Annotated in this window: 20 protein-coding genes and 1 pseudogene; 5 read left to right on the top strand and 16 right to left on the bottom strand. The window is 69.1% G+C overall.

The window, feature by feature from the left end:
• Window positions 1-13 precede the first annotated feature (13 nt).
• The 11 genes from nuoK to ACIP79_RS23890 are packed head-to-tail and all read right to left on the bottom strand — an operon-like array spanning window position 14 to window position 10,814.
• Window positions 14-313, bottom strand: a complete 300-nt coding sequence (nuoK, locus tag ACIP79_RS23940; protein WP_006133113.1) for an NADH-quinone oxidoreductase subunit NuoK — start codon at window positions 311-313, stop codon at window positions 14-16.
• Window positions 310-1,128 carry an NADH-quinone oxidoreductase subunit J gene (locus ACIP79_RS23935; protein WP_401226522.1) on the bottom strand — a complete coding sequence of 273 codons (819 nt, stop codon included), beginning with the start codon at window positions 1,126-1,128 and terminating at the stop codon, window positions 310-312. The genes nuoK and ACIP79_RS23935 overlap by 4 nt, the downstream gene beginning before the upstream one ends.
• Window positions 1,125-1,736 (bottom strand): NADH-quinone oxidoreductase subunit NuoI, encoded by a 612-nt coding sequence (gene nuoI, locus ACIP79_RS23930; protein WP_401226521.1) that lies wholly within the window; start codon window positions 1,734-1,736, stop codon window positions 1,125-1,127. The genes ACIP79_RS23935 and nuoI overlap by 4 nt, the downstream gene beginning before the upstream one ends.
• A complete protein-coding gene (nuoH, locus tag ACIP79_RS23925) occupies window positions 1,729-3,102 on the bottom strand; it encodes an NADH-quinone oxidoreductase subunit NuoH (protein WP_401226520.1) in 1,374 nt (457 codons plus the stop codon). Before nuoH ends, nuoI begins: the two co-directional genes overlap by 8 nt.
• Complete coding sequence (locus ACIP79_RS23920) at window positions 3,099-5,603, bottom strand: NADH-quinone oxidoreductase subunit G (protein WP_401226519.1); 2,505 nt, start codon at window positions 5,601-5,603, stop codon at window positions 3,099-3,101. Before ACIP79_RS23920 ends, nuoH begins: the two co-directional genes overlap by 4 nt.
• Window positions 5,600-6,952, bottom strand: a complete 1,353-nt coding sequence (nuoF, locus tag ACIP79_RS23915) for an NADH-quinone oxidoreductase subunit NuoF (protein ID WP_383678606.1) — start codon at window positions 6,950-6,952, stop codon at window positions 5,600-5,602. Before nuoF ends, ACIP79_RS23920 begins: the two co-directional genes overlap by 4 nt.
• A complete protein-coding gene (gene nuoE, locus ACIP79_RS23910; RefSeq protein ID WP_401226517.1) occupies window positions 6,949-7,815 on the bottom strand; it encodes an NADH-quinone oxidoreductase subunit NuoE in 867 nt (288 codons plus the stop codon). The genes nuoF and nuoE overlap by 4 nt, the downstream gene beginning before the upstream one ends.
• On the bottom strand, window positions 7,812-9,155 hold the full coding sequence (locus ACIP79_RS23905; protein WP_383678603.1) for an NADH-quinone oxidoreductase subunit D: 1,344 nt from the start codon (window positions 9,153-9,155) through the stop codon (window positions 7,812-7,814). The genes nuoE and ACIP79_RS23905 overlap by 4 nt, the downstream gene beginning before the upstream one ends.
• Window positions 9,152-9,889, bottom strand: a complete 738-nt coding sequence (locus tag ACIP79_RS23900) for an NADH-quinone oxidoreductase subunit C (protein WP_383678601.1) — start codon at window positions 9,887-9,889, stop codon at window positions 9,152-9,154. The genes ACIP79_RS23905 and ACIP79_RS23900 overlap by 4 nt, the downstream gene beginning before the upstream one ends.
• Complete coding sequence (locus ACIP79_RS23895) at window positions 9,886-10,440, bottom strand: NADH-quinone oxidoreductase subunit B family protein (protein ID WP_016640165.1); 555 nt, start codon at window positions 10,438-10,440, stop codon at window positions 9,886-9,888. The genes ACIP79_RS23900 and ACIP79_RS23895 overlap by 4 nt, the downstream gene beginning before the upstream one ends.
• 14 nt (window positions 10,441-10,454) lie before the next feature.
• Window positions 10,455-10,814, bottom strand: a complete 360-nt coding sequence (locus ACIP79_RS23890; protein ID WP_007383963.1) for an NADH-quinone oxidoreductase subunit A — start codon at window positions 10,812-10,814, stop codon at window positions 10,455-10,457.
• 713 nt (window positions 10,815-11,527) lie between these two features.
• On the opposite strand from ACIP79_RS23890, the gene ACIP79_RS23885 reads away from it, so the two are divergent.
• The gene (locus tag ACIP79_RS23885) at window positions 11,528-12,376 is read left to right on the top strand and encodes a C40 family peptidase (RefSeq protein WP_401226515.1); all 849 of its coding nucleotides are present in this window, start codon (window positions 11,528-11,530) and stop codon (window positions 12,374-12,376) included.
• Window positions 12,377-12,527: 151 nt separating this feature from the next.
• Window positions 12,528-13,154 (top strand): peptide deformylase, encoded by a 627-nt coding sequence (def, locus tag ACIP79_RS23880; RefSeq protein ID WP_401226513.1) that lies wholly within the window; start codon window positions 12,528-12,530, stop codon window positions 13,152-13,154.
• A 771-nt stretch (window positions 13,155-13,925) separates the two neighbouring features.
• Here def and ACIP79_RS23875 read toward each other — a convergent pair.
• Window positions 13,926-15,221 (bottom strand): geranylgeranyl reductase family protein, encoded by a 1,296-nt coding sequence (locus tag ACIP79_RS23875; protein WP_383678593.1) that lies wholly within the window; start codon window positions 15,219-15,221, stop codon window positions 13,926-13,928.
• A gap of 98 nt (window positions 15,222-15,319) precedes the next feature.
• Here ACIP79_RS23875 and ACIP79_RS23870 point away from each other — a divergent pair, with 98 nt between their 5' ends.
• Together ACIP79_RS23870 and ACIP79_RS23865 are read left to right on the top strand one after the other, a co-directional pair.
• The gene (locus tag ACIP79_RS23870; RefSeq protein WP_401226511.1) at window positions 15,320-15,826 is read left to right on the top strand and encodes a GNAT family N-acetyltransferase; all 507 of its coding nucleotides are present in this window, start codon (window positions 15,320-15,322) and stop codon (window positions 15,824-15,826) included.
• 170 nt (window positions 15,827-15,996) lie between these two features.
• A complete protein-coding gene (locus ACIP79_RS23865) occupies window positions 15,997-16,335 on the top strand; it encodes a PASTA domain-containing protein (RefSeq protein ID WP_383678589.1) in 339 nt (112 codons plus the stop codon).
• An 82-nt stretch (window positions 16,336-16,417) separates the two neighbouring features.
• Here the strand turns inward: ACIP79_RS23865 and ACIP79_RS23860 are convergent, their stop codons facing one another.
• The 4 genes and pseudogenes from ACIP79_RS23860 to ACIP79_RS23845 all read right to left on the bottom strand — a co-directional run bounded on the left by ACIP79_RS23860 (window position 16,418) and on the right by ACIP79_RS23845 (window position 21,420).
• On the bottom strand, window positions 16,418-17,110 hold the full coding sequence (locus tag ACIP79_RS23860; protein WP_401226509.1) for a demethylmenaquinone methyltransferase: 693 nt from the start codon (window positions 17,108-17,110) through the stop codon (window positions 16,418-16,420).
• 127 nt (window positions 17,111-17,237) lie between these two features.
• A pseudogene (locus tag ACIP79_RS23855) lies at window positions 17,238-18,584 on the bottom strand (acyltransferase).
• Window positions 18,585-20,975 (bottom strand): bifunctional polysaccharide deacetylase/glycosyltransferase family 2 protein, encoded by a 2,391-nt coding sequence (locus ACIP79_RS23850; protein ID WP_401226726.1) that lies wholly within the window; start codon window positions 20,973-20,975, stop codon window positions 18,585-18,587.
• A 64-nt stretch (window positions 20,976-21,039) separates the two neighbouring features.
• Complete coding sequence (locus ACIP79_RS23845) at window positions 21,040-21,420, bottom strand: hypothetical protein (RefSeq protein ID WP_401226508.1); 381 nt, start codon at window positions 21,418-21,420, stop codon at window positions 21,040-21,042.
• Window positions 21,421-21,727: 307 nt separating this feature from the next.
• Between ACIP79_RS23845 and ACIP79_RS23840 the strand changes: the two genes are divergently transcribed.
• On the top strand, window positions 21,728-22,756 hold the full coding sequence (locus ACIP79_RS23840) for a chitinase (protein ID WP_401226507.1): 1,029 nt from the start codon (window positions 21,728-21,730) through the stop codon (window positions 22,754-22,756).
• Window positions 22,757-22,776 lie beyond the last annotated feature (20 nt).

Here is a 22,776-nt window from a genome sequence, read left to right as displayed (position 1 = left end):
GTTCAGCGACCCCTTACAGCTTCATCAGGCTGGCGTCGTCGACCGAGGCCGAGTGGCGGGAACGGAACAGCGACACGATGATCGCGAGCCCGACCACGACCTCCGCGGCGGCGACGACCATCGTGAAGAAGGCGATGATCTGGCCGTCGAGATTGCCGTGCAGCCGGGAGAAGGCGACGAAGGCGAGGTTGCAGGCGTTGAGCATGAGCTCGACGCACATGAACACCACGATCGCGTTCCGCCTGATCAGCACACCGGTGGCGCCGATCGTGAACAAGAGGGCGGCGAGATAGAGATAGTTGACCGGGTTCACTTCGACGCCTCCTCCGTCTTCGTGCGCTCCAGGCGTTCCTCGGCACGCTGCTCCAGGGCCTTCAGGTCGCTCAGTGCCTCGGTCGACACGTCACGGATCTGGCCGCGGTCCCGCAGCGTCTTGCTGACGGTCAGCTCGGACGGGGTGCCGTCCGGGAGGAGGCCCGCGATGTCCACCGCGTTGTGCCGGGCGTAGACACCGGGCGCCGGCAGCGGCGGCAGGTGCTTGCCGTCCCGTACGCGCTTCTCGGACATCTCGCGCTGGGTCATGGCGCGTTCGGTGCGCTCGCGGTGCGTGAGCACCATGGCGCCGACGGCTGCCGTGATGAGCAGGGCGCCGGTGATCTCGAAGGCGAAGACGTACTTCGTGAAGATGAGGGCCGCGAGGCCCTCCACGTTCCCGCCCGAGTTGGCCGCGGCCAGGCCGTTGAACTCCGAGATGGACGCGTTGCCGATGCCCGCGACCAGCAGGACGCCGAAGCCGAGTCCGCAGACCAGGGCCAGCCAGCGCTGCCCCTTGATGGTCTCCTTCAGGGAGTCCGCCGCGGTGACACCGACGAGCATGACCACGAAGAGGAACAGCATCATGATCGCGCCGGTGTAGACGACGATCTGCACGACGCCCAGGAAGTACGCGCCGTTGGCGAGGTAGAACACCGCCAGGATGATCATGGTTCCGGCGAGACAGAGCGCGCTGTGCACGGCCTTCTTCATGAAGACGGTGCACAGTGCGCCGATCACGGCGACGGTGCCCAGGACCCAGAACTGGAAGGCCTCTCCGGTGGAGGTGGAGTAGGCGGCGAGCTGCGCGCTCATGCCTCCACCCCCTCCTCGCGGGGCTTCTCGCCCCGGGAGACGGCGACCTGACGCTCCGTGCCGGGCGCGGCCTCCGTGACCAGCCCCCGGTAGTAGTCCTGCTCGTCGGTGCCGGGGAAGATCGAGTGCGGGCTGTCGACCATGCCCTCTTCGAGTCCGGCGAGCAGCTGCTCCTTGGTGTAGATGAGGTTGGCGCGGCTGCTGTCGGCGAGCTCGAACTCGTTCGTCATCGTCAACGCGCGCGTGGGGCACGCCTCGATGCACAGACCGCACAGGATGCAGCGCGCGTAGTTGATCTGGTAGACGACGCCGTACCGCTCGCCCGGGGAGTAGCGCTCCTCGTCGGTGTTGTCCGCGCCCTCCACGTAGATGGCGTCCGCGGGGCAGGCCCAGGCGCAGAGCTCGCAGCCGACGCACTTCTCCAGGCCGTCGGGATGACGGTTCAGCTGGTGGCGGCCGTGGAACCGCGGTGCGGTGGTCTTGGGCTCTTCCGGGTACTGCTCGGTCAGCCGCTTCTTGAACATGGCCTTGAAGGTCACGCCGAAGCCGGCGACGGGGTTCTGGAAGCCCGGCTTCGACTGCCCGGTCTCCTTCGGCTCCTCAGCCATCGGACCCCTCCTTTCCGTCACGAGATCCGCCAATTGATCCGTCACTCGCAGTATCGGGCCCACCACTGACAATCAGCTCCCGCTCACGGCGCGGGCGGCGCCGCGGCACCGGTGGGAGCTCCTGTCCAGGCTGCGGCGGCACAGGGAACCCGCCTGCCATCGGGTCGAACTCCGGCGTCTCGACGGGCGCCTCCTCGGCGCCCTTCCTGTCCCGGAAGATGTCCGCGGCGAACGACAGCAACAGCAGGACGAGGACGCCCCCTCCGACGTACAACGCGATGTCGGCGAAGTCGTAGTTCTCGTTCCTGAGCGTCCGCACGGTCGCGACGAGCATCAGCCAGACCACGGAGACCGGGATGAGGACCTTCCAGCCGAGCTTCATCAGCTGGTCGTAGCGGACGCGCGGAAGGGTGCCGCGCAGCCAGATGAAGAAGAACAGCAGCAGTTGCACCTTCACCACGAACCAGAGCATCGGCCACCAGCCGTGGTTGGCGCCCTCCCAGAAGGTGCTGATGGGCCACGGGGCACGCCAGCCGCCCAGGAAGAGCGTCGTCGCCACGGCCGAGACCGTCACCATGTTCACGTACTCGGCGAGCATGAAGAGCGCGAACTTGATCGACGAGTACTCGGTGTTGAAGCCGCCGACCAGGTCGCCCTCGGACTCGGGCATGTCGAAGGGGGCGCGGTTGGTCTCGCCGATCATCGTCACGATGTAGATCAGGAACGAGACCGGCAGCAGGATGATGTACCAGCGGTCCTGCTGCGCCTCGACGATCGTCGAGGTCGACATCGACCCCGAGTAGAGAAACACCGAGGCGAACGCGGCGCCCATGGCGATCTCGTACGAGATCATCTGCGCGCACGACCGCAGACCACCGAGCAGCGGGTACGTGGACCCGGAGCTCCAGCCCGCGAGCACGATCCCGTAGATGCCCACCGAGGCCACCGCGAGGATGAAGAGCATCGCGATCGGCAGGTCCGTGAGCTGCATCGTGGTGCGCTGGCCGAAGATCGAGACCTCGTTGCCCGCGGGCCCGAAGGGGATCACGGCGATCGCCATGAAGGCCGGGATGGCCGCGATGATCGGCGCGAGGACGTAGACCACCTTGTCCGCGCGCTTGACGATGAGGTCTTCCTTGAGCATCAGCTTCACGCCGTCGGCGAGCGACTGGAGCATGCCCCAGGGGCCGTGCCGGTTGGGACCGATGCGCAGCTGCATCCAGGCGACGACCTTGCGCTCCCACACGATGGAGAACAGCACGGTCACCATCAGGAAGGCGAAGCAGAAGACCGCCTTGACGACGACCAGCCACCAGGGGTCGGTGCCGAACATCGAGAGGTCTTCAGCGGCGAGGTACGGAGTCATGCCTCCACCTCCTTGGGGGCCTCGGTGGCGAGGGTCGCCGGGCCGATGCGGACGAGTGCGCCGGGCAGCGCCCCGGTGTCGGAGGCGACTCCCCCGCCCGTGGAGTTCAGCGGGAGCCAGACCACCCGGTCGGGCATCTCGGTGATCCGCAGCGGGAGTTCGACGACTCCGGAGAGACCGGTGACGGCCAGGACGTCGCCGTCCTTGACGCCCGCCTCGGCGGCCGTGGCGGCAGACACGCGCGCGTGTGCCGCGTGCCGGGTCCCGGTGAGCGCGTCGTCGCCCTCCTGGAGGCGGCCCTGATCGAGCAGCAGACGGTGACCGGCGAGCACGGCCTCCCCCGCCGCGGGCCGCGGCAGTCCCACCGCGGTCTCCAGCGGGTCGGTGGCCCGCGGCCCGTCCCAGGCACCCAGCCGGTCCAGCTCCGCGCGTACGGTGCGCAGATCCGGCAGCCCGAGGTGTACGTCCATGGCGTCGGCCAGCATCTGCAGGACGCGCGCGTCGGTGGGCGCCAGCCGGCGTGTCATCTGGTCGGGCTTGAGCGCGGCCTCGAACAGGCGTGCGCGCCCTTCCCAGTTGAGGAAGGTGCCCGCCTTCTCGACGACCGCGGCCACCGGCAGGACGACGTCGGCGTGCTCGGTGACCTCGCTGGGACGCAGTTCGAGCGACACCAGGAAGCCCACTTCGGAAAGTGCTTCACGCGCGCGTGCCGGATCGGGCAGGTCGGCGACCTCCACACCGGCGACGACCAGCGCCTGCAACTCGCCACCGGCGGCCGCCTCGACGATCTGCCCGGTGTCGCGGCCGTAGCGGTGCGGGAGTTCGGCGACCCGCCAGGCCGTCGCGACCTCGTCCCGCGCGCGCGGGTCGGTGGCCGGACGTCCGCCGGGCAGCAGCGAAGGCAGCGCACCGGCCTCGATCGCGCCGCGTTCGCCGGCCCGGCGCGGAATCCACACCAGGTGTGCCCCGGTCGCGGTCGCGGCCCGTACGGCGGCGGTGAGACCGCCGGCCACGGCGGCGAGCCGCTCACCCACCGCGATCACCGCACCCTCGGCCCGCAGTGCCTCGGAGGCCTTGGCCCCGTCGCCCTCCAGACCGAACCCGCTCCCGAGCGCGTCCAGCCATTCGGTCTCGGTACCGGGCGCGGCCGGCAGCAGCGTGCCGCCCGCCTTCGCCAGACCGCGCGTGGCGTGCGTGGCGAGGGAGAAGGTCCGCTGTCCGTGCCCGCGCCACGCCTTGCGCAGCCGCAGGAAGACACCGGGCGCCTCCTCCTCGGCCTCGAAGCCGACGAGCAGAACGGCCGGCGCCTTCTCCAGGGAGGTGTACGTGACACCCGTACCGTCGAGATCCCGTCCGCGCCCGGCGACCTCGGCGGCCAGGAAGTCGGCCTCCTCGCCGCTGTGCACACGCGCGCGGAAGTCGATGTCGTTCGTGTCGAGGGCCACGCGCGCGAACTTGCTGTACGCATAGGCGTCCTCGACGGTGAGCCGGCCGCCGGTCAGGACGCCCGCCCTGCCGCGAGCCGCCAGCAGCCCCCGAGCGGCGGCTTCCAGCGCCTCGGGCCAGGAGGCCGGCTCAAGGACACCCTCCGCGGAACGCACCAGGGGCGTCTCGAACCGGTCCCGCTGCTGCGCGTACCGGAATCCGAACCGCCCCTTGTCGCAGACCCACTCCTCGTTGACCTCGGGGTCGACGGCCGCGAGGCGCCGCATGACCTTGCCGCGCCGGTGGTCGGTGCGGGTGGCGCAGCCTCCGGAGCAGTGCTCGCAGACGGAGGGCGAGGAGATCAGGTCGAAGGGGCGCGAGCGGAAGCGGTACGCCGCCGACGTCAGGGCGCCCACCGGACAGATCTGGATGGTGTTCCCGGAGAAGTACGACTCGAAGGGGTCGCCCTCGCCGGTACCGATCTGCTGGAGCGCGCCCCGCTCGACCATCTCGATCATCGGGTCGCCGGCGATCTGGTTGCTGAACCGCGTGCACCGTGCGCACAGCACGCACCGCTCCCGGTCGAGCAGCACCTGCGTGGAGATGGGGACCGGCTTCTCGTAGGTCCGCTTCCGGCCCTCGAAGCGGGACTCGGACTGGCCGTGCGACATGGCCTGGTTCTGCAGGGGGCACTCGCCGCCCTTGTCGCAGACCGGGCAGTCCAGCGGGTGGTTGATGAGCAGCAGCTCCATCACACCGTGCTGGGCCTTCTCGGCGACGGGCGAGGTGAGGTGCGTCTTGACGACCATCCCGTCCGTGCAGGTGATCGTGCAGGACGCCATGGGCTTGCGCTGGCCCTCGACCTCGACGATGCACTGGCGGCAGGCGCCGGCCGGATCGAGGAGGGGGTGGTCGCAGAACCGCGGGATCTCGATGCCGAGTTGCTCGGCGGCCCGGATGACCAGGGTGCCCTTGGGCACGCTGATCTCGACGCCGTCGATCGTCAGCGCGACGAGGTCCTCCGGCGGAACCGCCGCTTCCCCGCCTCCGGAGGGAGCGCTGGTGGTCACTGTCATGCGTTCACCTCCGTGTGGTGGTCCGCCCAGACGGTCGACTTGGCGGGGTCGAAGGGGCAGCCGCGGCCCGTGATGTGCTGCTCGTACTCCTCACGGAAGTACTTGAGCGAGGAGAAGATCGGTGAGGCGGCGCCGTCGCCGAGGGCGCAGAAGGACTTGCCGTTGATGTTGTCGGCGATGTCGTTCAGCTTGTCGAGGTCGGACATGGCGCCCTTGCCCGCCTCGATGTCGCGCAGCAACTGCACGAGCCAGTACGTGCCTTCGCGGCACGGTGTGCACTTGCCGCAGGACTCGTGGGCGTAGAACTCGGTCCAGCGGGTGACCGCCCGTACGACACAGGTCGTCTCGTCGAAGCACTGGAGTGCTTTGGTGCCGAGCATGGAACCCGCGGCGCCCACTCCTTCGTAGTCAAGAGGGACGTCGAGGTGCTCGTCGGTGAACATCGGGGTCGAGGAGCCGCCCGGTGTCCAGAACTTCAGCTTGTGTCCGGGGCGGATCCCGCCGCTCATGCCGAGGAGTTGGCGGAGCGTGATGCCGAGCGGGGCCTCGTACTGTCCGGGATTGGCGACGTGGCCGCTGAGCGAGTAGAGCGTGAAGCCCGGGGACTTCTCGCTGCCCATCGACCGGAACCATTCCTTGCCCTTTTGGAGAATGGCGGGAACTGACGCGATCGATTCGACGTTATTTACAACAGTTGGGCACGCATAGAGGCCCGCGACGGCAGGGAAAGGGGGACGGAGCCGCGGTTGACCACGGCGGCCTTCGAGCGAGTCGAGCAGTGCGGTCTCCTCACCGCAGATGTACGCGCCCGCGCCCGCGTGCACGGTGAGCTGGAGGTCCAGGCCACTGCCCAGGATGTTCTCGCCGAGGAAGCCGGCCGCGTAGGCCTCACGTACGGCCTCGTGCAACCGCCGCAATACGGGGACCACTTCACCACGCAGATAGATGAACGCATGCGAAGACCGAATGGCATAACACGCGATCACAATGCCCTCGATGAGGCTGTGCGGGTTCGCGAAGAGGAGCGGGATGTCCTTGCAGGTTCCCGGCTCCGACTCGTCGGCGTTGACAACTAGATAGTGTGGTTTGCCATCGCCCTGCGGAATGAACTGCCACTTCATTCCGGTGGGGAATCCCGCGCCGCCGCGGCCGCGCAGTCCGGAGTCCTTGACGTACGCGATCAGGTCGTCCGGCGACATCGCGAGCGCCTTGCGCAGGCCCTCGTATCCCTCGTGCCTTCGGTAGACGTCCAGGCTCCAGGACTTCTCCTCGTCCCAGAAGGCCGACAGCACGGGTGCGAGCAGCTTCTCGGGGCTCGTTTCGTTGATCTCGGGTGCCAAGGTCATCACTCCCCCTCCTCAGCGACAGGACCCGCCGGGTTGGACGGATCGGATGCCGACGTGTCCTGCGGTGCGTCGTGCGAGCTCAGGTGCTCGGCGGAGGACCGGCTCTGACGGCTCTCACCACTGCCCTCCCCACCGCCCTCACCACGCGGGTGCACCACACGCGGGGCCTGCGTCTCGCCCTTGGCCAGGCGCAGTCCGATCAGGGAGGCGGGGCCGGCGCTGCCGCTCGCCTCCACGGCGCCCTCGCGCTCGTCGGGGAAGCCGGCCAGGATCCGGGCGGTGTCCTTGAAGGTGCACAGAGGGGCGCCCCGGGTCGGATCGACCGGAGTTCCCGCACGCAGGTCGTCCACGAGGCTCTTCGCGGAGGCCACGGTCTGGTTGTCGAAGAACTCCCAGTTGACCATCACGACCGGCGCGAAGTCGCAGGCCGCGTTGCACTCGATGTGCTCCAGGGTGACCTTGCCGTCTTCGGTGGTCCCGCCGTTGCCGACGCCCAGGTGGTCCTGGAGGGCCTCGAAGATGGCGTCGCCGCCCATGACCGCGCACAGGGTGTTGGTGCACACACCCACCTGGTAGTCACCGCTGGGCCCGCGCCGGTACATGGAGTAGAAGGTCGCGACCGCGGCGACCTCGGCCGTGGTCAGGTCCAGCATCTCCGCGCAGAACCGCTGCCCCGTGCGCGTGACATGGCCCTCCTCCGACTGCACGAGATGCAGCAACGGAAGGAGCGCGGACCGGGAGTCCGGGTAGCGGGCGATGATCTCGCGGCCGTCGGCCTCGAGGCGGGCCCGTACGTCGTCCGGGTAGGCGGGCGCGGGCAGTTGGGGCATGCCCAGGCCTACACCCTGGGAGGGAGTGGTGGTCACCGGTCTACGCCTCCCATCACGGGGTCGATGGACGCGACAGCGACGATGACGTCGGCGACCTGGCCGCCCTCACACATCGCCGCCATGGCCTGAAGGTTGGTGAAGGACGGGTCCCTGAAGTGGACCCGGAAGGGGCGGGTGCCTCCGTCGGAAACGGCGTGCACCCCGAGTTCGCCCTTGGGTGACTCGACCGCCGCGTACGTCTGTCCCGGCGGGACGCGGAAGCCTTCGGTCACCAGCTTGAAGTGGTGGATCAGAGCCTCCATGGAGGTGCCCATGATCTTCTTGATGTGGTCGAGGGAGTTGCCGAGACCGTCGGGGCCGAGCGCGAGCTGGGCGGGCCAGGCGATCTTCTTGTCGGCGACCATGACCGGGCCGGGCTGAAGCCGGTCCAGACACTGCTCGACGATGCGCAGGGACTGGCGCATCTCCTCCAGACGGATCAGGAAGCGCCCGTAGGAGTCGCAGGTGTCGGCGGTCGGGACCTCGAAGTCGTACGTCTCGTAGCCGCAGTAGGGCTGGGACTTGCGGAGGTCGTGCGGCAGGCCCGCGGAGCGCAGGACCGGGCCGGTGGCGCCGAGGGCCATACAGCCGGCCAGGTCGAGATAGCCGACGTCCTGCATACGGGCCTTGAAGATGGGGTTCCCGGTGGCGAGCTTGTCGTACTCGGGAAGGTTCTTCGTCATCTTCTTCACGAACTCGCGGATCTGGTCCACCGCGCCCGGCGGCAGGTCCTGGGCGAGTCCGCCGGGGCGGATGTACGCGTGGTTCATCCGCAGACCGGTGATCAGCTCGTAGATGTCGAGAATGAGTTCACGATCCCGGAATCCGTAGATCATGATCGTGGTGGCGCCCAGCTCCATGCCGCCGGTGGCGATGCACACCAGGTGGGAGGAGAGCCGGTTCAGCTCCATCAGGAGCACCCGGATGATCGTGGCGCGGTCGGGGATCTGGTCCTCGATGCCGAGGAGCTTCTCGACGGCGAGGCAGTAGGCCGCCTCGTTGAAGAACGGCGTCAGGTAGTCCATGCGCGTCACGAACGTGGTGCCCTGCGTCCACGTGCGGAACTCGAGGTTCTTCTCGATGCCGGTGTGCAGGTAGCCGATGCCGCAGCGGGCCTCGGTGACCGTCTCGCCGTCGATCTCCAGGATGAGCCGGAGCACGCCGTGCGTGGACGGGTGCTGCGGGCCCATGTTGACGATGATGCGCTCGTCGTCGGACTTCGCGGCGGACTGGACGACCTCGTCCCAGTCGCCTCCGGTCACCGTGTAGACGGTGCCCTCGGTCGTCTCGCGGGGCGCCGCGGCGGACGCCCCGGAAGAAGGGGTCTGCGTGCTCATGAGTACGACCTCCGCTGGTCCGGAGCCGGGATCTGGGCGCCCTTGTACTCGACGGGGATGCCGCCGAGGGGATAGTCCTTGCGCTGCGGGAAGCCCTGCCAGTCGTCCGGCATCATGATCCGCGTCAGCGCCGGGTGACCGTCGAAGACCAGCCCGAAGAAGTCGTACGTCTCGCGCTCGTGCCAGTCGTTCGTCGGATACACCGAGACGAGCGAGGGGACGTGCGGGTCGGCGTCCGGGGCGCTGACCTCCAGGCGGATCAGCCGGTTGTGGGTGATCGAGCGCAGGTGGTAGACGGCGTGCAGTTCGCGGCCCTTGTCGTGCAGGTAGTGGACCCCTGAGACGCCGGTGCACAGTTCGAAGCGGAGGGCCGGGTCGTCGCGCAGGGTCTGGGCGACGCGGACCAGGTGTTCGCGTTCGATGTGGAAGGTGATCTCGTCGCGGTCGACGACCGTCCTGTCGATCACGTTCTCGGGGACGAGTCCCTGTTCCTCCAGGGCGCCTTCCAGTTCGTCGGCGACCTCGTCGAACCAGCCGCCGTACGGACGGGCAGCCGGGCCCGGCAGCCGGATCGAGCGGACCAGGCCGCCGTAGCCGGAGGTGTCCCCGCCGTTGTTGGCGCCGAACATGCCGCGCTGGACGCGGATCTCCTCGCCGCCGTCGCCCCGCTGGCCGGGGAGGTTGGAGGCGCCGAGATCCTTCTCGGGGTTGACCCCGTTGCTGGCGTCGCTCACCGCAGCAGCCCCTTCATCTCAATGGTGGGGAGCGCCTTGAGCGCCGCTTCCTCCGCCTCGCGGGCCGCCTCCTCGGCGTTCACGCCGAGCTTGGAGGTCTGGATCTTCTGGTGGAGCTTGAGAATCGCGTCCATCAGCATCTCGGGCCGCGGCGGGCAGCCGGGCAGATAGATGTCGACCGGAACGACGTGGTCGACGCCCTGCACAATCGCGTAGTTGTTGAACATTCCGCCCGATGAGGCACAAACCCCCATGGAGATCACCCACTTGGGGTTGGGCATCTGGTCGTAGACCTGCCGCAGCACCGGCGCCATCTTCTGGCTGACCCGGCCGGCCACGATCATCAGGTCCGCCTGCCGCGGCGAGCCGCGGAAGACCTCCATCCCGAAGCGCGCCAGGTCATAGCGCCCTGCGCCGGTCGTCATCATCTCGATGGCACAGCAGGCGAGTCCGAACGTGGCGGGGAAGACGGACGACTTACGCACCCAGCCCGCGGCCTGCTCGACGGTGGTCAGCAGGAATCCGCTCGGCAGTTTTTCTTCGAGTCCCATGTCTTAAAGGCCCCTCAGTCCCATTCCAGGCCGCCGCGCCGCCATACGTACGCGTACGCCACGAAGACGGTGAGCACGAAGAGCAGCATCTCCACGAGCCCGAAAACACCCAGGGCGTCAAAGGTGACGGCCCAGGGGTAGAGGAAGACGATCTCGATGTCGAAGACGATGAAGAGCATCGCCGTCAGGTAGTACTTGATGGGGAATCGCCCGCCGCCTGCCGGCGTGGGGGTCGGCTCGATACCGCACTCGTAGGCCTCGAGCTTGGCCCGGTTGTAACGCTTTGGACCGATAAGCGTGGCCATGACCACGGAGAAGATCGCAAAGCCTGCCCCGAGGGCTCCCAGTACGAGGATCGGCGCATACGCGTTCACGCTCCTCGCTCCTCTCAGTCGGCGTTGACTGCTGGCGGTTGCGTCGGGCGAGCGGGTCCGCCCCGCATGCCCTGCGAACTCCGTCCGTCCCGACGAAGATCGCGGACATGTGAAGCAGGTCACAAGCCCAACTGCCCCGCATCTTATGCCCGCCGGTCTGTGATCTGCGACACGGGGTACGACAACGACTTTGTGATCTCCACCACCTGGCGAACGATCATGAAGTCGGAAGAGCGCCAGCGCTCGCACGTGAAGCGTCCAGATGGTCACCGGAGGTGATATTCGCGCTCGTCACCCCAGGTCCGGCGCGGCGTCTCCATATCAAGAGAGTTCCGCTGCATGCAAATTGGTGCTGGACGCGGGGCCTTGATAGAGGACGCGTTCACACGTCAGGGGTAGCCGACGGGCCGATGTGGACGCGTGCACGCGTTCACGAGCGGCGGCGGCCGGGGCTTCCGCGCGGGACGCCGTCACTCCGGTGACCGTTCCGTGACCTGCGCCACATCGCCGTAGGGGTCGAATAAGCCGGGCTTGGCCATCGGCTCCAACCGATGGTAGGCGGCGGGCAATTCGGACCTAATACGGAAAGCCCATGATCACGGGCTTGATGGGCCGTGTCCGCAATGCCCGTTACGGCGTCAATAAAGAGTGACGCCAGGTGAATTCGGCACAGGGATTGAACAACTGTGGCGCAGCACACGTTTCTTGAAGGTATGAGGGAGTCCCTGGTACCGGTTGTTCTCATGTCCCACACCGCTCACATACGCAGCCACCGGAAACCCCGCCGCAACGCGTCGACGCTCGCGATGCGCGCCGGAGTTGCCGGTGGCGTTCTCAGCACCCTGGCAGTGGCCGGGGCGTCGGGTGCGGCGAACGCTGCCGAGTCCACCACGACGCAGACGCTCGACCTGTCCGCCCTGACGGCGGATCTGGCCGCTCAGGTCGCGCAGTCCGCGGACGCCACCCAGCAGGCCGCGGCCAACTACGAGTTGCAGGCGGAGCGTGACGCCGCGGCCGCCCAGGCCGCGCAGCAGGCCAAGGTGGACCTCGCGGACGCCAAGGCGAAGGTGGCGGCCAAGAAGAAGGCCGCCGACGAGGCCGCGCGGAAGGCCGCCGCCGAGGAGGCCGCCTCGCGTTCCTCGGAGCGGACCACCCTGTCCGCCTCCGCGTCCACGTCGACCTCCACGACCGTCTCGGCCCCGGCCAGCGGCAGTGTCGCGACCGTCATCGCCTTCCTCAAGGCGCAGGTCGGCGACGCGTACGTGATGGGTGGCACCGGACCCAACTCGTGGGACTGCTCCGGTCTGGTGCAGGCCGCCTTCAAGCAGGCCGGTGTGGATCTGCCGCGCGTCTCGGGCGACCAGTCGGTGGCCGGCACCCCGGTGTCGCTGTCGAACCTCGCGGTCGGGGACATCCTGTACTGGGGTTCGGCCGGTTCGGCGTACCACGTGGGTGTGTACATCGGCGACGGCCAGTACCTGGACGCGGCCAACCCCTCCAAGGGTGTGGTGATTCAGGACCTTTCGGGCTATCCGGCCTCCGGTGCGGTGCGGGTTCTCTGAGCCGAGCCGCTGGACATCGTCGCGGTCGTGAGGGCCGTCGCTGGGGAGAGCGGCGGCCCCTTCGCCGTTTCCGGTGTGCCCTGGCGCCGGGCGGTGCGTTCTGTTGTCGTGAGGAGTTCGCAGGATCCTCACGACTCAGGGAGACACCGTCATGCCTCGTGTGTTCGTTCAAGGCCGGCCCGTCGACTCGTACCCGGCGCTCTCGCCGGAGGCCCGGCGCGGAGTGGTGCGCCGGATCACCGAGGTCGGGGAAGAGGTGCTGCACCGGCCGTGCCGTGACGTGACCGAGTTCGGTCCCGATCTCGCCGCGCTCGTCGGGGACATGTTCCTGACGATGCGGGTCGCGGACGGGGCGGGCCTCGCCGCCAACCAGGTGGGCGTCGGTCTCCGGCTGTTCGTGTACGACTGCCCGGACGACGACGGGGTCCGCCATGTCGGCCATATCGCCAACCCGGTCCTGGACCAGCTCGACCCGGCCGGACGGCGTCTCCTGGACGAGGGCGAAGGGTGCCTGTCGGTGCCGGGCGCCGTCATGGACGTACCGCGCCCCGATCGCGCCGTCGTGCGCGGCTTCGACCAGGACGGCAACGCCCTCACGATCGAGGGAACGGGGTACTTCGCCCGTTGCCTCCAGCACGAGACCGATCACGTGAACGGGCAGGTCTATCTGGACCGGCTCTCCAAGCGGGATCGGCGGGAGGCGCTGCGGCAGATGGAGGACCGGCGCGAGCGGGTGTTCGCCCGTCGCGCGGTCAAGGAAGCGGAGCTGCGGCCGTAGTGGCCTCCGCCCGGCGGGCGGGGGTGCCGCGCGGACGGCCGTGAGCCGCCCCCGGCGGGGCGGGATGCCGCGCCGACCGGCCGTGAGCCGCCCCCGGCGGGCGGAGGATGCCGCGTGGGCCGGCCCCTGACCCGCCCAGCGGGCGGGGAAGTTGTGCTCCACGGGCCGTGAGCCGCCGCAGCGGCCACGGGAAGCCGTGCCGGCCCGGCGGTGACGCCACGGGCACCCCAGGGGCCCGTCCGGCGGGCAGTGGCCCCTCCGGTGGCCGGGAGGGGGGACAGCAGGGGGCCGGTGAGGGTGGGGTGGTGGGTAGGTGGGGGTCCGGTGAGAGCCGGTGGGCGGTGACCGTCCGGCCGCGCACCCCGGGCTGCGGTGGGCGGCCACCGTCCACCCGCCCACCCCGGCCTCCGATGGCGGCCACCGTTCGGCCCCCACCCCGGCCCGCGGTGGCCGAACGCTGGGGCCAGGCCGACACCGGGATCGACGCCGACACCCGCGTCAATACTCGTGCCGACACCGACACCGACACCGACACCGACACCGACACCGACACCGGCGTCGGCGTCGGCGTCGGCGTCGAGCGGCCGGTGCACCGCCCCCGCCCAGCCAGTACGGCCACCCCGCCCGGCCGCCCGGCCGGTACGCCACGCCCGTCCGGCCGCTACGGCCACCCCCGGTGCCCGTGGCGATCCCCGTGCGTACGGCCACGCCCCGTCAGGCCAGCCCGATCGGGGCACCCGGAGTCCGGCGCCGGGCGCCCTCCCGGTCGGGTCAGGCCTTCGGGGCCACCTTGGAGAGGCCGTTGATGATGCGGTCCATCGCGTCGCCGCCTGTCGGGTCCGTCAGGTTGGCGAGCATCTTGAGGGTGAACTTCATCAGGAGCGGGTGGGTCAGGCCGCGCTCCGCCGCGATCTTCATGACCTTCGGGTTGCCGATGAGCTTCACGAAGGCGCGGCCGAGGGTGTAGTAGCCGCCGTAGGTGTCCTTGAGGACGCGCGGGTAGCGCTGGAGGGCCAGTTCACGCTGGCCGGGAGTGGCCCGCGCGTGTGCCTGGACGATGACGTCGGCGGCGATCTGGCCGGATTCCATGGCGTAGGCGATGCCCTCGCCGTTGAAGGGGTTGACCAGGCCGCCGGCGTCGCCGACCAGCAACAGGCCCTTCGTGTAGTGCGGTTGGCGGTTGAAGGCCATGGGGAGGGCGGCGCCGCGGATCGGGCCCGTCATGTTCTCCGGGGTGTAGCCCCAGTCCTCCGGCATCGACGCGCACCACGCCTTGAGGACTTCCCGCCAGTCCAGTTCCTTGAAGGAGTCGGAGGTGTTCAGGACACCGAGGCCGACGTTGGACGTGCCGTCGCCCATGCCGAAGATCCAGCCGTAGCCCGGGAGGAGCCGGTCCTCGGCGCCCCGGCGGTCCCAGAGTTCGAGCCAGGACTCCAGGTAGTCGTCCTCGTGGCGCGGTGAGGTGAAGTACGTACGGACCGCGACGCCCATGGGGCGGTCCTCGCGGCGGTGCAGGCCCATCGCCAGGGAGAGCCGGGTGGAGTTGCCGTCGGCCGCGACGACGAGCGGGGCGTGGAAGGTGACGTCGCGCTTCTCACCGGAGTCGCCGAGCTTGGCGTGCACGCCGGTGATGCGGCCGGTGCGGTCGTCGATGATCGGGGCGCCGACGTTGCAGCGCTCGTAGAGGCGCGCGCCCGCCTTCTGCGCCTGGTGGGCGAGCTGCTCGTCGAAGTCGTCGCGCTTGCGGACGAGTCCGTAGTCGGGGAAGGAGGCGAGATCCGGCCAGTCCAGCTGGAGGCGGACGCCACCGCCGATGATGCGCAGGCCCTTGTTGCGGAGCCAGCCGGCCTCTTCCGAGATGTCGATGCCCATCGAGACGAGCTGCTTGGTGGCGCGCGGGGTCAGTCCGTCGCCGCACACCTTCTCCCGCGGGAACGCGGTCTTCTCCAGGAGCAGGACGTCGAGTCCGGCCTTCGCCAGGTAGTACGCCGTGGTCGAACCGGCTGGCCCGGCCCCGACGACGATGACATCGGCGGTGTTTTCGGAGAGGGGCTGGGGCTCGGTCACGGCGGGTTCTCCCCAAGATTCGCAATCAACGTGCCGACGGGCACTGGACATGGGCAGTCTATGCAGCGGCACTGATCACCTGGCTGAAGGGCTGCCCCGTGAACCGAGCTCTGCCCGACGTGACACTTCGAGTACCCACCGACGAGGACGCCTTCACCTGGTACCGGATCTTCGCCGACCCGGAGGTCATGGAGTTCCACGGGGGCAGGGCGGCCGAACTGTCCGTGTACGAGGAGCTGACCGCGCGGCAGCGCCGCCATGACGCCGAGCTCGGGTTCTGTCTGTGGACGATGACCGGGCCCGGGGACGAGGTGCTGGGGTTCACCGGCGCGCAGCCGTGGCCGCACCCGTGGGGGCCGACGGGACGGATAGAGATCGGCTGGCGGCTCGCCCGGGCCCACTGGGGCAAGGGGTATGTGACCGCCGCCGCGCACACCACCTTGGAGCGGGTCCGCGCGGCCGGTGTCCGCGAGGTCGTCGCCATGGTCGACACCCGCAACGAACGCTCCATCGCCGTGACGAGACGGCTCGGGATGGAGTTCGCGGAGACCCACACGTCGCCGACCTCGGCCCTGCGGGCACACAGGTTCCAGCTGTCCCTCTGAGGGTTTCAGGAGCGGTCGTCGGCGGGTGTCCGACCAAGCCTCGGCAGGTCGTCGGCTGGTTCCGGGCCGGTTCCCGGCCGGTCCTCGGCCGGTCCTCGGCCGGTCGCCCGACGGCTTCCGGAAGGGCCCGGCAGGGGCTTACCCTGCCGGTACCGCTGGGGGTGACGACTGTGCGCATGACACCCAAGACACCCGAAGTGCGCGTACCGCGGTTCGTGGGCCTGATGGCCGTGGACGCGCGTGAGACGGCCGAGGCACGAGGTGTGCGGCTCGACGCGCCCGACCGGCCGGAGTTCCATCTCACGGTCGTCGACTACGTCGTACGGCAGTATCCGCCGCCCGACTCGGAGGTGCCGCGCGGCACGGTGATCACGGTGTGGTTCGACTTCGGCGAGTCCGAGGGCGACGGGGGCTCGGGGGTGCGTGAACCGCGCCGGTCCGGTCCGCCGCCCGGCGGTCTGCACCGCGAACTCGACGAGCCGGGCGACCCCTTCGAGGTCCTCAGGTGACTCCGCCCGACGGGCGAGCACCAGCCCCCGCCGACAAGCCCCCCGCCACCACGACCCGACCCGACCCGCCCGACACCCGAGCTCAGGCCTTGAACCCCCGGTGCAGTGCCACGACGCCGCCGGTCAGGTTTCGCCAGGCGACCTTGGACCAGCCGGCCTTGCGCAGGCGCTCGGCCAGGGCGGGCTGGTCGGGCCACTCGCGGATGGACTCGGCGAGATAGACGTACGCGTCGGGGTTGGACGAGACCGCGCGGGCGACCGGCGGCAGCGCGCGCATCAGGTACTCGGTGTAGACGGTGCGGAAGGGCGCCCACGTCGGGTGGGAGAACTCGCAGATCACGACACGGCCGCCGGGCTTGGTGACCCGGTACAGCTCGCGCAGCGCGGCGTCCGTATCCTGCACGTTGCGCAGGCCGAAGGAGATCGTCACCGCGTCGAAGGTGTCGTCCTTGAAGGGGAGCCTGGTCGCGTCGCCCGCCGTCAGCGGCAGCCAGGGGTGGTTCTTCTTGCCGACGCGGAGCATCCCGAGGGAGAAGTCGCAGGGGACGACGTACGCGCCGGTGCGCGCGAAGGGAAGGGACGAGGTGGCCGTGCCCGCCGCCAGGTCCAGGATCTTCTGCGCGGGCCGCGCGTCGACCGCCCTCGCGACCTCCTTGCGCCACACACGGTCCTGGCCGAGGGAGAGCACGTCGTTCGTCAGGTCGTAGCGTTCCGCGACGTCGTCGAACATCGAGGCGACTTCGTGCGGCTGCTTGTTCAGGGATGCGCGGGTCACGTCCCCATTGTGGCAGTACGGGCCGGGCGACTCTCCAGCACCCGGCCCGTACGCCGGTCCTGATCGCCGGTCCTGATCGCCGGCCCGGACCGGACGGTCGACGACCGGCCGACCGGGACGGCGCGCCCTACGGCAGCAGCTTCGGCCTCTTCTTCGCGGCGACGTCCTCGACCCATCCGAAGAGCGGGATGGCGATCCAGATCAGCACCCAGCCGATGCCGAACATGAACCACTGGCTCTCCAGCGGCAGCCACTTCTCGAAGGCGGGCACGTTCCAGAACGTGTCGATCAGCGGCACCGCCAGGATCAGCGCGATCTCGTGCCAGAGATAGATCGTCACGGCCCGCCCGTTGAAGATCGTCACGATCCTGTCGAGCCGTCCGAAGCGGGCCAGCCAAGCGAAGTCGACGTCGTAGTAAGCCTTGAAGTACATCAGCAGCGTCACGAAGCCGGCCGAGTAGAAGGCCTGGGCGAGCGGGATCTCGTCCAGGTCGTACGTGCCGAACTCCGCCTGGTGGGCGAGCGCGTACCAGCCGCCGAACGCCAGCGCGGCCAGCGAGACGACGACCACCAGTGGCGGCCTGAGCCGCTGGAGGACACCCTCGCGGTGCGCGAAGCCGACGAGCCAGCAGAACAGGTAGGTGGCCAGGTCGGTGAGGGCGCTGCCGAAGCGGTTGTACGGCGGCGTCCACGCGTACTGGAAGACCACGATCGGGGCGAGGGAGAGGAGCAGGACCGGGATCGGCGCCTTGCGGAAGATCCACAGGAGCAGTGGGGACAGCAGGACGAACCAGAGGTACGTCCGCAGGTACCAGAGGATCTCCCAGGCCTGGACGCCCCACTGGTTGCCCGGCGGGTCACCGACCGGCACGATCCAGAACACGATCTGCCAGCCCGGCATCCAGTCGTGGACCAGCATCGCCACCACGACGAAGAACCCCCAGAACCAGAAGGGCGGCAGCAGCCGCCGCATCCGGCTCCTGACCACCTTCAGCGCGGGGCGCTCCAGGGACCGGGCCATCAGCGTGCCGGCGAGCGCGAACATCACGCCCATCGAAGGGAAGACCATCCCCGCCCAGGCCTAGCCGAAGGTGTGGTACGCCACGACACGGACGAGTGCCACGGCACGCAGGGCGTCGAAGTAACGGTCCCGTCCACCGGACTTCGGCCTGGGCACGGGCTCCGCCTCGGGCTCGGGCCCCGGCTCCGGCTCCGGCCCCGGCTCCGGCTCCTCCGGAACGTGGCTCCAGGGCTCTTCGTACGGCACGGGCTGGACGTACGGCTCCTGGGCGGGCCCCGCGTACGGCTGCGGCGCGTACCCCTGCTCGTACCCCTGGCCGTACTGCTGGCCGTACCCCTGCTCGTACTGCTGACCGTTCTGCTGCCCGTACTCCTGGGGATATCCCTGCGCGTACGGCTGGGGCTGCTGCCCGTACTCGTAGCCGTACCCCTGTTGGTCCGCCCCCCAGCTCACCTAGCTCACCCCCGCCGGCGTCCCGACCTCGCCCGTGCGCTTGAGCTTCTGCCAGCGCAGGCGGCCGCCGGTGAGGGCGGTGACGCTGGAGTGGATCAGGACCAGGTACATCATCTGGCGGTAGGCGAGTTGCTGGAGCGGCATCATCGCGAGGTAGCGGTACTGCTCCTTGTCGAGGCGGAACGCGTAGGCCGCGCAGAAGAGCTGGACACCCAGGACGGCCAGCCAGGCGAGCAGTGCCGCCTGGAAGTCCACGAAGATCATCGAGTAGATGGTGAACACGTCGATGAGCGGCGCGAAGATCGGCGTGACGATCTGGAAGATCACCACCAGGGGCATGCCGACCCGCCCGAAGCGGCCCGAAGGACCCTTGTCCGTAAGGGACTTACGGTGCTTCCAGAGCGCTTGCATGGTGCCGTACGACCAGCGGTAGCGCTGCGACCAGAGCTGCTTGAGGGAGCCCGGCGCCTCGGTCCAGGCGATGGCGTGCTCCTGGTAGACGACCCGCCAGCCGCCGCGGTGCATGGCGATGGTGATGTCGGTGTCCTCGGCGAGCGTGTCCTCGCTCATGCCGCCGACCTCGAGAACCGCGTCCCGGCGGAACGCGCCGATCGCGCCCGGGATGGTGGGCATGCAGCGCAGCAGGTCGTACATGCGGCGGTCGAGGTTGAAGCCCATCACGTACTCGATGTGCTGCCAGGCGCCGATGATCGTGTTGCGGTTGCCGACCTTGGCGTTGCCCGCGACCGCGCCGATCTCCGGGTCGGCGAAGGGCTGTACGAGCTGGTGGACGGCGTCCGGCTCGAAGACGGTGTCGCCGTCCATCATCACGACGATGTCGTAACTGGCGTTGCGCACACCGTTGTTGAGCGCGGCGGGCTTGCCGGCGTTCTCCTGCCGGATGACCCGGACGTTCGGCATGCCGAGCGACTCCGCGATCTCCTTCGTGCCGTCGGTGGAACCGTCGTCGACGACGATGATCTCGATCGGATGGGTGCTCTTCGCCAGCGACTTCAGGGTGTTGGCGATGCACTCCTTCTCGTTGTACGCCGGCACGATCACGGTCACCGGCCTGGTGACCGTCGGCCCCCAGCTGAACTTGCCGCCCCTGCCGCGTTTCCTGTTGCGCTGTCTGTAGTGGCGGCGGGCGAGGATCAGCATCATCCCGAACCTGCCCATGACGGCGACGCCGACGACGGCCAGGAACCAGGCGAGCGCGGGTACGACCCACTCGGCGACCGTGACCGCCGCGATGAGGGCCTTGCCCTCGTAGAGGGTGGTGCCGGTGGCCTCCGTGTGTGCGGCCTGCTCGGTGTTCCCGCCCTGGGTGCCCGACCTGCCGCCGGGCGGCTGCCCACCGGTCGCGCCGGTGCCTCCGGTGCCCGCTTCGGCGTTCTGACCCGGCTGCTGAGCGGCCCCGCTGCCTGCGGTCTCGGTCCCGGTGCCAGCGGTACTGGTGCCCGCGGTACTGGTGCCCGCGGTCCCGGTCCCGGTCCCGGCGGTTCCGGTCCCCGCGGTTCCGGTCCCCGCGGCCTCCGCCTCGGCCGCCGCCTCGCTGCGCAGCTTGGCCTGGGCGCCGCTGACCGTGGTGAAGGAGTAGCCCTTCTTCTTCATCTTCTTGATGTACGTGCCGAGCGCCTTGACCGTCTGCGCACGGTTGCCGCCCGCGTCGTGCATGAGGACGACGGCGCCCTTGTCGTTCTTGGGCGTGGCCCACGAGATGATCTTCGAGACGCCCGGTGTCTTCCAGTCGTCGCTGTCGGTGTCGACGAAGACGCTGGTGTAGCCGAGGGCGCCGATCTCCTTGTAGACCGGCCAGCTGTAGTTGTCGACCGCGTCGATCTCGGAGGAGTAGGGGGCGCGGAACAGCGTGGTCTGGATCCCCGCCGCACCCGCAAGCGCGAGCTGCGTCTGCACGAGCTCGCGCTTGAGCCGTGCGGTGCCCTGGTAGGAGAGGTCGACGTGCGTGAAGGTGTGGATGCCGACCTCGTTGCCCTGCTCCACCATGTCCTTCACGGCGCTCGGGTCACGGGTGACCATCGAGCCCACCACGAAGAACGTGGCCTGGACGTCGTTCTCCTCCAGCACGTCGAGGATCTGCGGGGTCCAGGTCGGGTTGGGGCCGTCGTCGAAGGTGAGCACGATGGTCTTGTCCGGCACGGACTGGGTCGTCGAGGTGCCGTTGTCGAACGTCAGGATGGGGCCGCCGTCGAGGATCTTCTCCGGCACCTTGTCGTAGGCGGCGCCGTCGCGTACCCGCGAGTCGTTGCCGATCTCGGAACGCAGGTAACCGTCGAGGAGCATCACGCTGGTGAGCGCCAGCAGGAGCAGCAGCGCGAGGATCACGCGCGGCTTCTGCAGTGCCGCGGCCCGGCTGGCGGCCCGCTCCATCTTGGAGGGGGCGCGCCGGCGGCCGCGCGAGGGCGTCGTAGTCATAAGTGTCGCTGCGCTCCGGTCAGTTCGCGCCGGTGGAGGCGGACGCGGAGGGGGACGGGGCCGCGCCGGTGGGCGGAGCGCCGGTGGGCGGGTTACCGGTGGGAGCGAGGCCGCCCTGGAACCGCTCGTAACCGCCGCCGGGTGCGCCGCCCGCCTGGCCGCCCCCGAAGGGGAACAGCTGGGAGGGGGTCACCGAGATGCCCCAGCCCATGAAGGCCAGGCCGAGTACGACCGCGTACCCGAGGCAGACGACACCGACGAGGGTGCCGAATCGGCGCAGCAGACGTGATCTGCGCCCGGAGTTGTCAACGAACACGGGACCGTCTGCGGGCCCGTCGCCGCGCTTCTTGCGGCGGCCACGCGTGGTGGCACGGTTATCGATGGCGGACTCGGATTGCATTCCCCAGATATTAGGAGGGGTTTATGTGTCAAAAACTCTGGTTCCCATGTGAGGCGCCAATGAGAAACGTCTTGTCCTGTCCTTCTCCTGAGAGAATGCCCGAGCGTCTTCGCAGCTCAGGACAGATACATATAGACCTTATGCACCATTTTCACGCCCGAATCATCCGGTTCGCGAACCATTCCCCAAGGGTTTCCTGTGAATTCCCTGTATTCATGGTTCACGGCGTGATGTGACACCTTTCCACTACGGAAACAGACTTTGTTTCCATCCTGAGACAGAAATCACGAGAGCGGGTGCATGCGCAATGAGGAGTTTCCTGAAGCCGGCCGCCGGGCTCGTCTGCCTGGTGATCCTGGCCTGTGCGGGGTGCTCCTCGGGCGGTGACGACGGCTCCGACGCGGCGACCGCGGACCCCTCGCCGAGCCAGTCGTCGTCGGCCTCGGCGGCCTCGTCGACCACTTCGTACGCCCCCTATGTGAGCGCCACGACCGCTTCCGACATGGACTCCGCCGGGTCCCCGACGACGTACAACCTCGCCTTCGTGATCTCGGACGGCAGCGACTGCACGCCGAAGTGGAACGGCACGTACGCGATCGGCGACTCGGCCGTGAAGTCCCGGATCTCCGCGCTCACGGAGTCGGGGGCGAGCGTGCGCGTGTCGTTCGGCGGGGCGTCCGGCTCGGAGCTCGCCGAGACCTGCGACAGCGCGTCCGCACTCGCCGCCGCCTACGGCGAGGCGCTCGACGCCGCCGGATCGACACAGGCGGACTTCGACGTCGAGGGCGACGCGCTGACCGACTCCGCCTCGGTCGCGCTGCGCTCCGAGGCGATCGCGCTGCTCCAGAAGGAGCGCACCGACCTCAAGGTGTCCTTCACCCTGCCCGTGATGCCCTCCGGGCTCGACGCCGACAGCCTGGCGCTGCTGGAGTCCGCCAACGACAACTCCGTGGCGGTCTCCACCGTCAACATCATGACCATGAACTACGGCAGTTCGTACGACGGTGACATGGGCGACTACGCGATCACCTCGGCCAGGGCCGCGCACACCCAGCTGGAGGACGTCTTCGGGCTGTCCGCCGAGAGCGCCTGGCAGGGCCTCGCCCTGACCTCGATGATCGGCGTCAACGACGTCGACAACGAGACGTTCACGCTGTCCGACGCGGCGCAGGTCCGGGCGTTCGCCGAGGAGCAGGGGGTCGCCTGGGTCTCGCTGTGGTCGACCTTCCGCGACCAGCAGTGCGAGGACGACGACTCCGCGTCCGACGACGCCGCCACCGACTGCAGCGGAGTCACGCAGAGTTCGGGGGCTTTCGCCGAGGCCCTCTCCGGCTGAGAACGGACCGCCGGGGGGCT

Source organism: Streptomyces sp. NPDC088747 (genome assembly GCF_044751025.1).
GTDB lineage: Bacteria > Actinomycetota > Actinomycetes > Streptomycetales > Streptomycetaceae > Streptomyces.
This window is presented reverse-complemented; position numbering and strand designations above follow the sequence as displayed.

Bases quoted from the DNA above. Each gene is read 5' to 3' on its own strand.
- ACIP79_RS23935 (WP_401226522.1), bottom strand. From the start codon at position 1,128: ATGAGCGCGCAGCTCGCCGCCTACTCCACCTCCACCGGAGAGGCCTTC.
- nuoI (WP_401226521.1), bottom strand. From the start codon at position 1,736: ATGGCTGAGGAGCCGAAGGAGACCGGGCAGTCGAAGCCGGGCTTCCAG.
- nuoH (WP_401226520.1), bottom strand. From the start codon at position 3,102: ATGACTCCGTACCTCGCCGCTGAAGACCTCTCGATGTTCGGCACCGAC.
- ACIP79_RS23920 (WP_401226519.1), bottom strand. From the start codon at position 5,603: ATGACAGTGACCACCAGCGCTCCCTCCGGAGGCGGGGAAGCGGCGGTT.
- ACIP79_RS23905 (WP_383678603.1), bottom strand. From the start codon at position 9,155: ATGAGCACGCAGACCCCTTCTTCCGGGGCGTCCGCCGCGGCGCCCCGC.
- ACIP79_RS23895 (WP_016640165.1), bottom strand. From the start codon at position 10,440: ATGGGACTCGAAGAAAAACTGCCGAGCGGATTCCTGCTGACCACCGTC.
- ACIP79_RS23885 (WP_401226515.1), top strand. From the start codon at position 11,528: ATGAGGGAGTCCCTGGTACCGGTTGTTCTCATGTCCCACACCGCTCAC.
- def (WP_401226513.1), top strand. From the start codon at position 12,528: ATGCCTCGTGTGTTCGTTCAAGGCCGGCCCGTCGACTCGTACCCGGCG.
- ACIP79_RS23850 (WP_401226726.1), bottom strand. From the start codon at position 20,975: ATGGAGCGGGCCGCCAGCCGGGCCGCGGCACTGCAGAAGCCGCGCGTG.
- ACIP79_RS23845 (WP_401226508.1), bottom strand. From the start codon at position 21,420: ATGCAATCCGAGTCCGCCATCGATAACCGTGCCACCACGCGTGGCCGC.
- ACIP79_RS23840 (WP_401226507.1), top strand. From the start codon at position 21,728: ATGAGGAGTTTCCTGAAGCCGGCCGCCGGGCTCGTCTGCCTGGTGATC.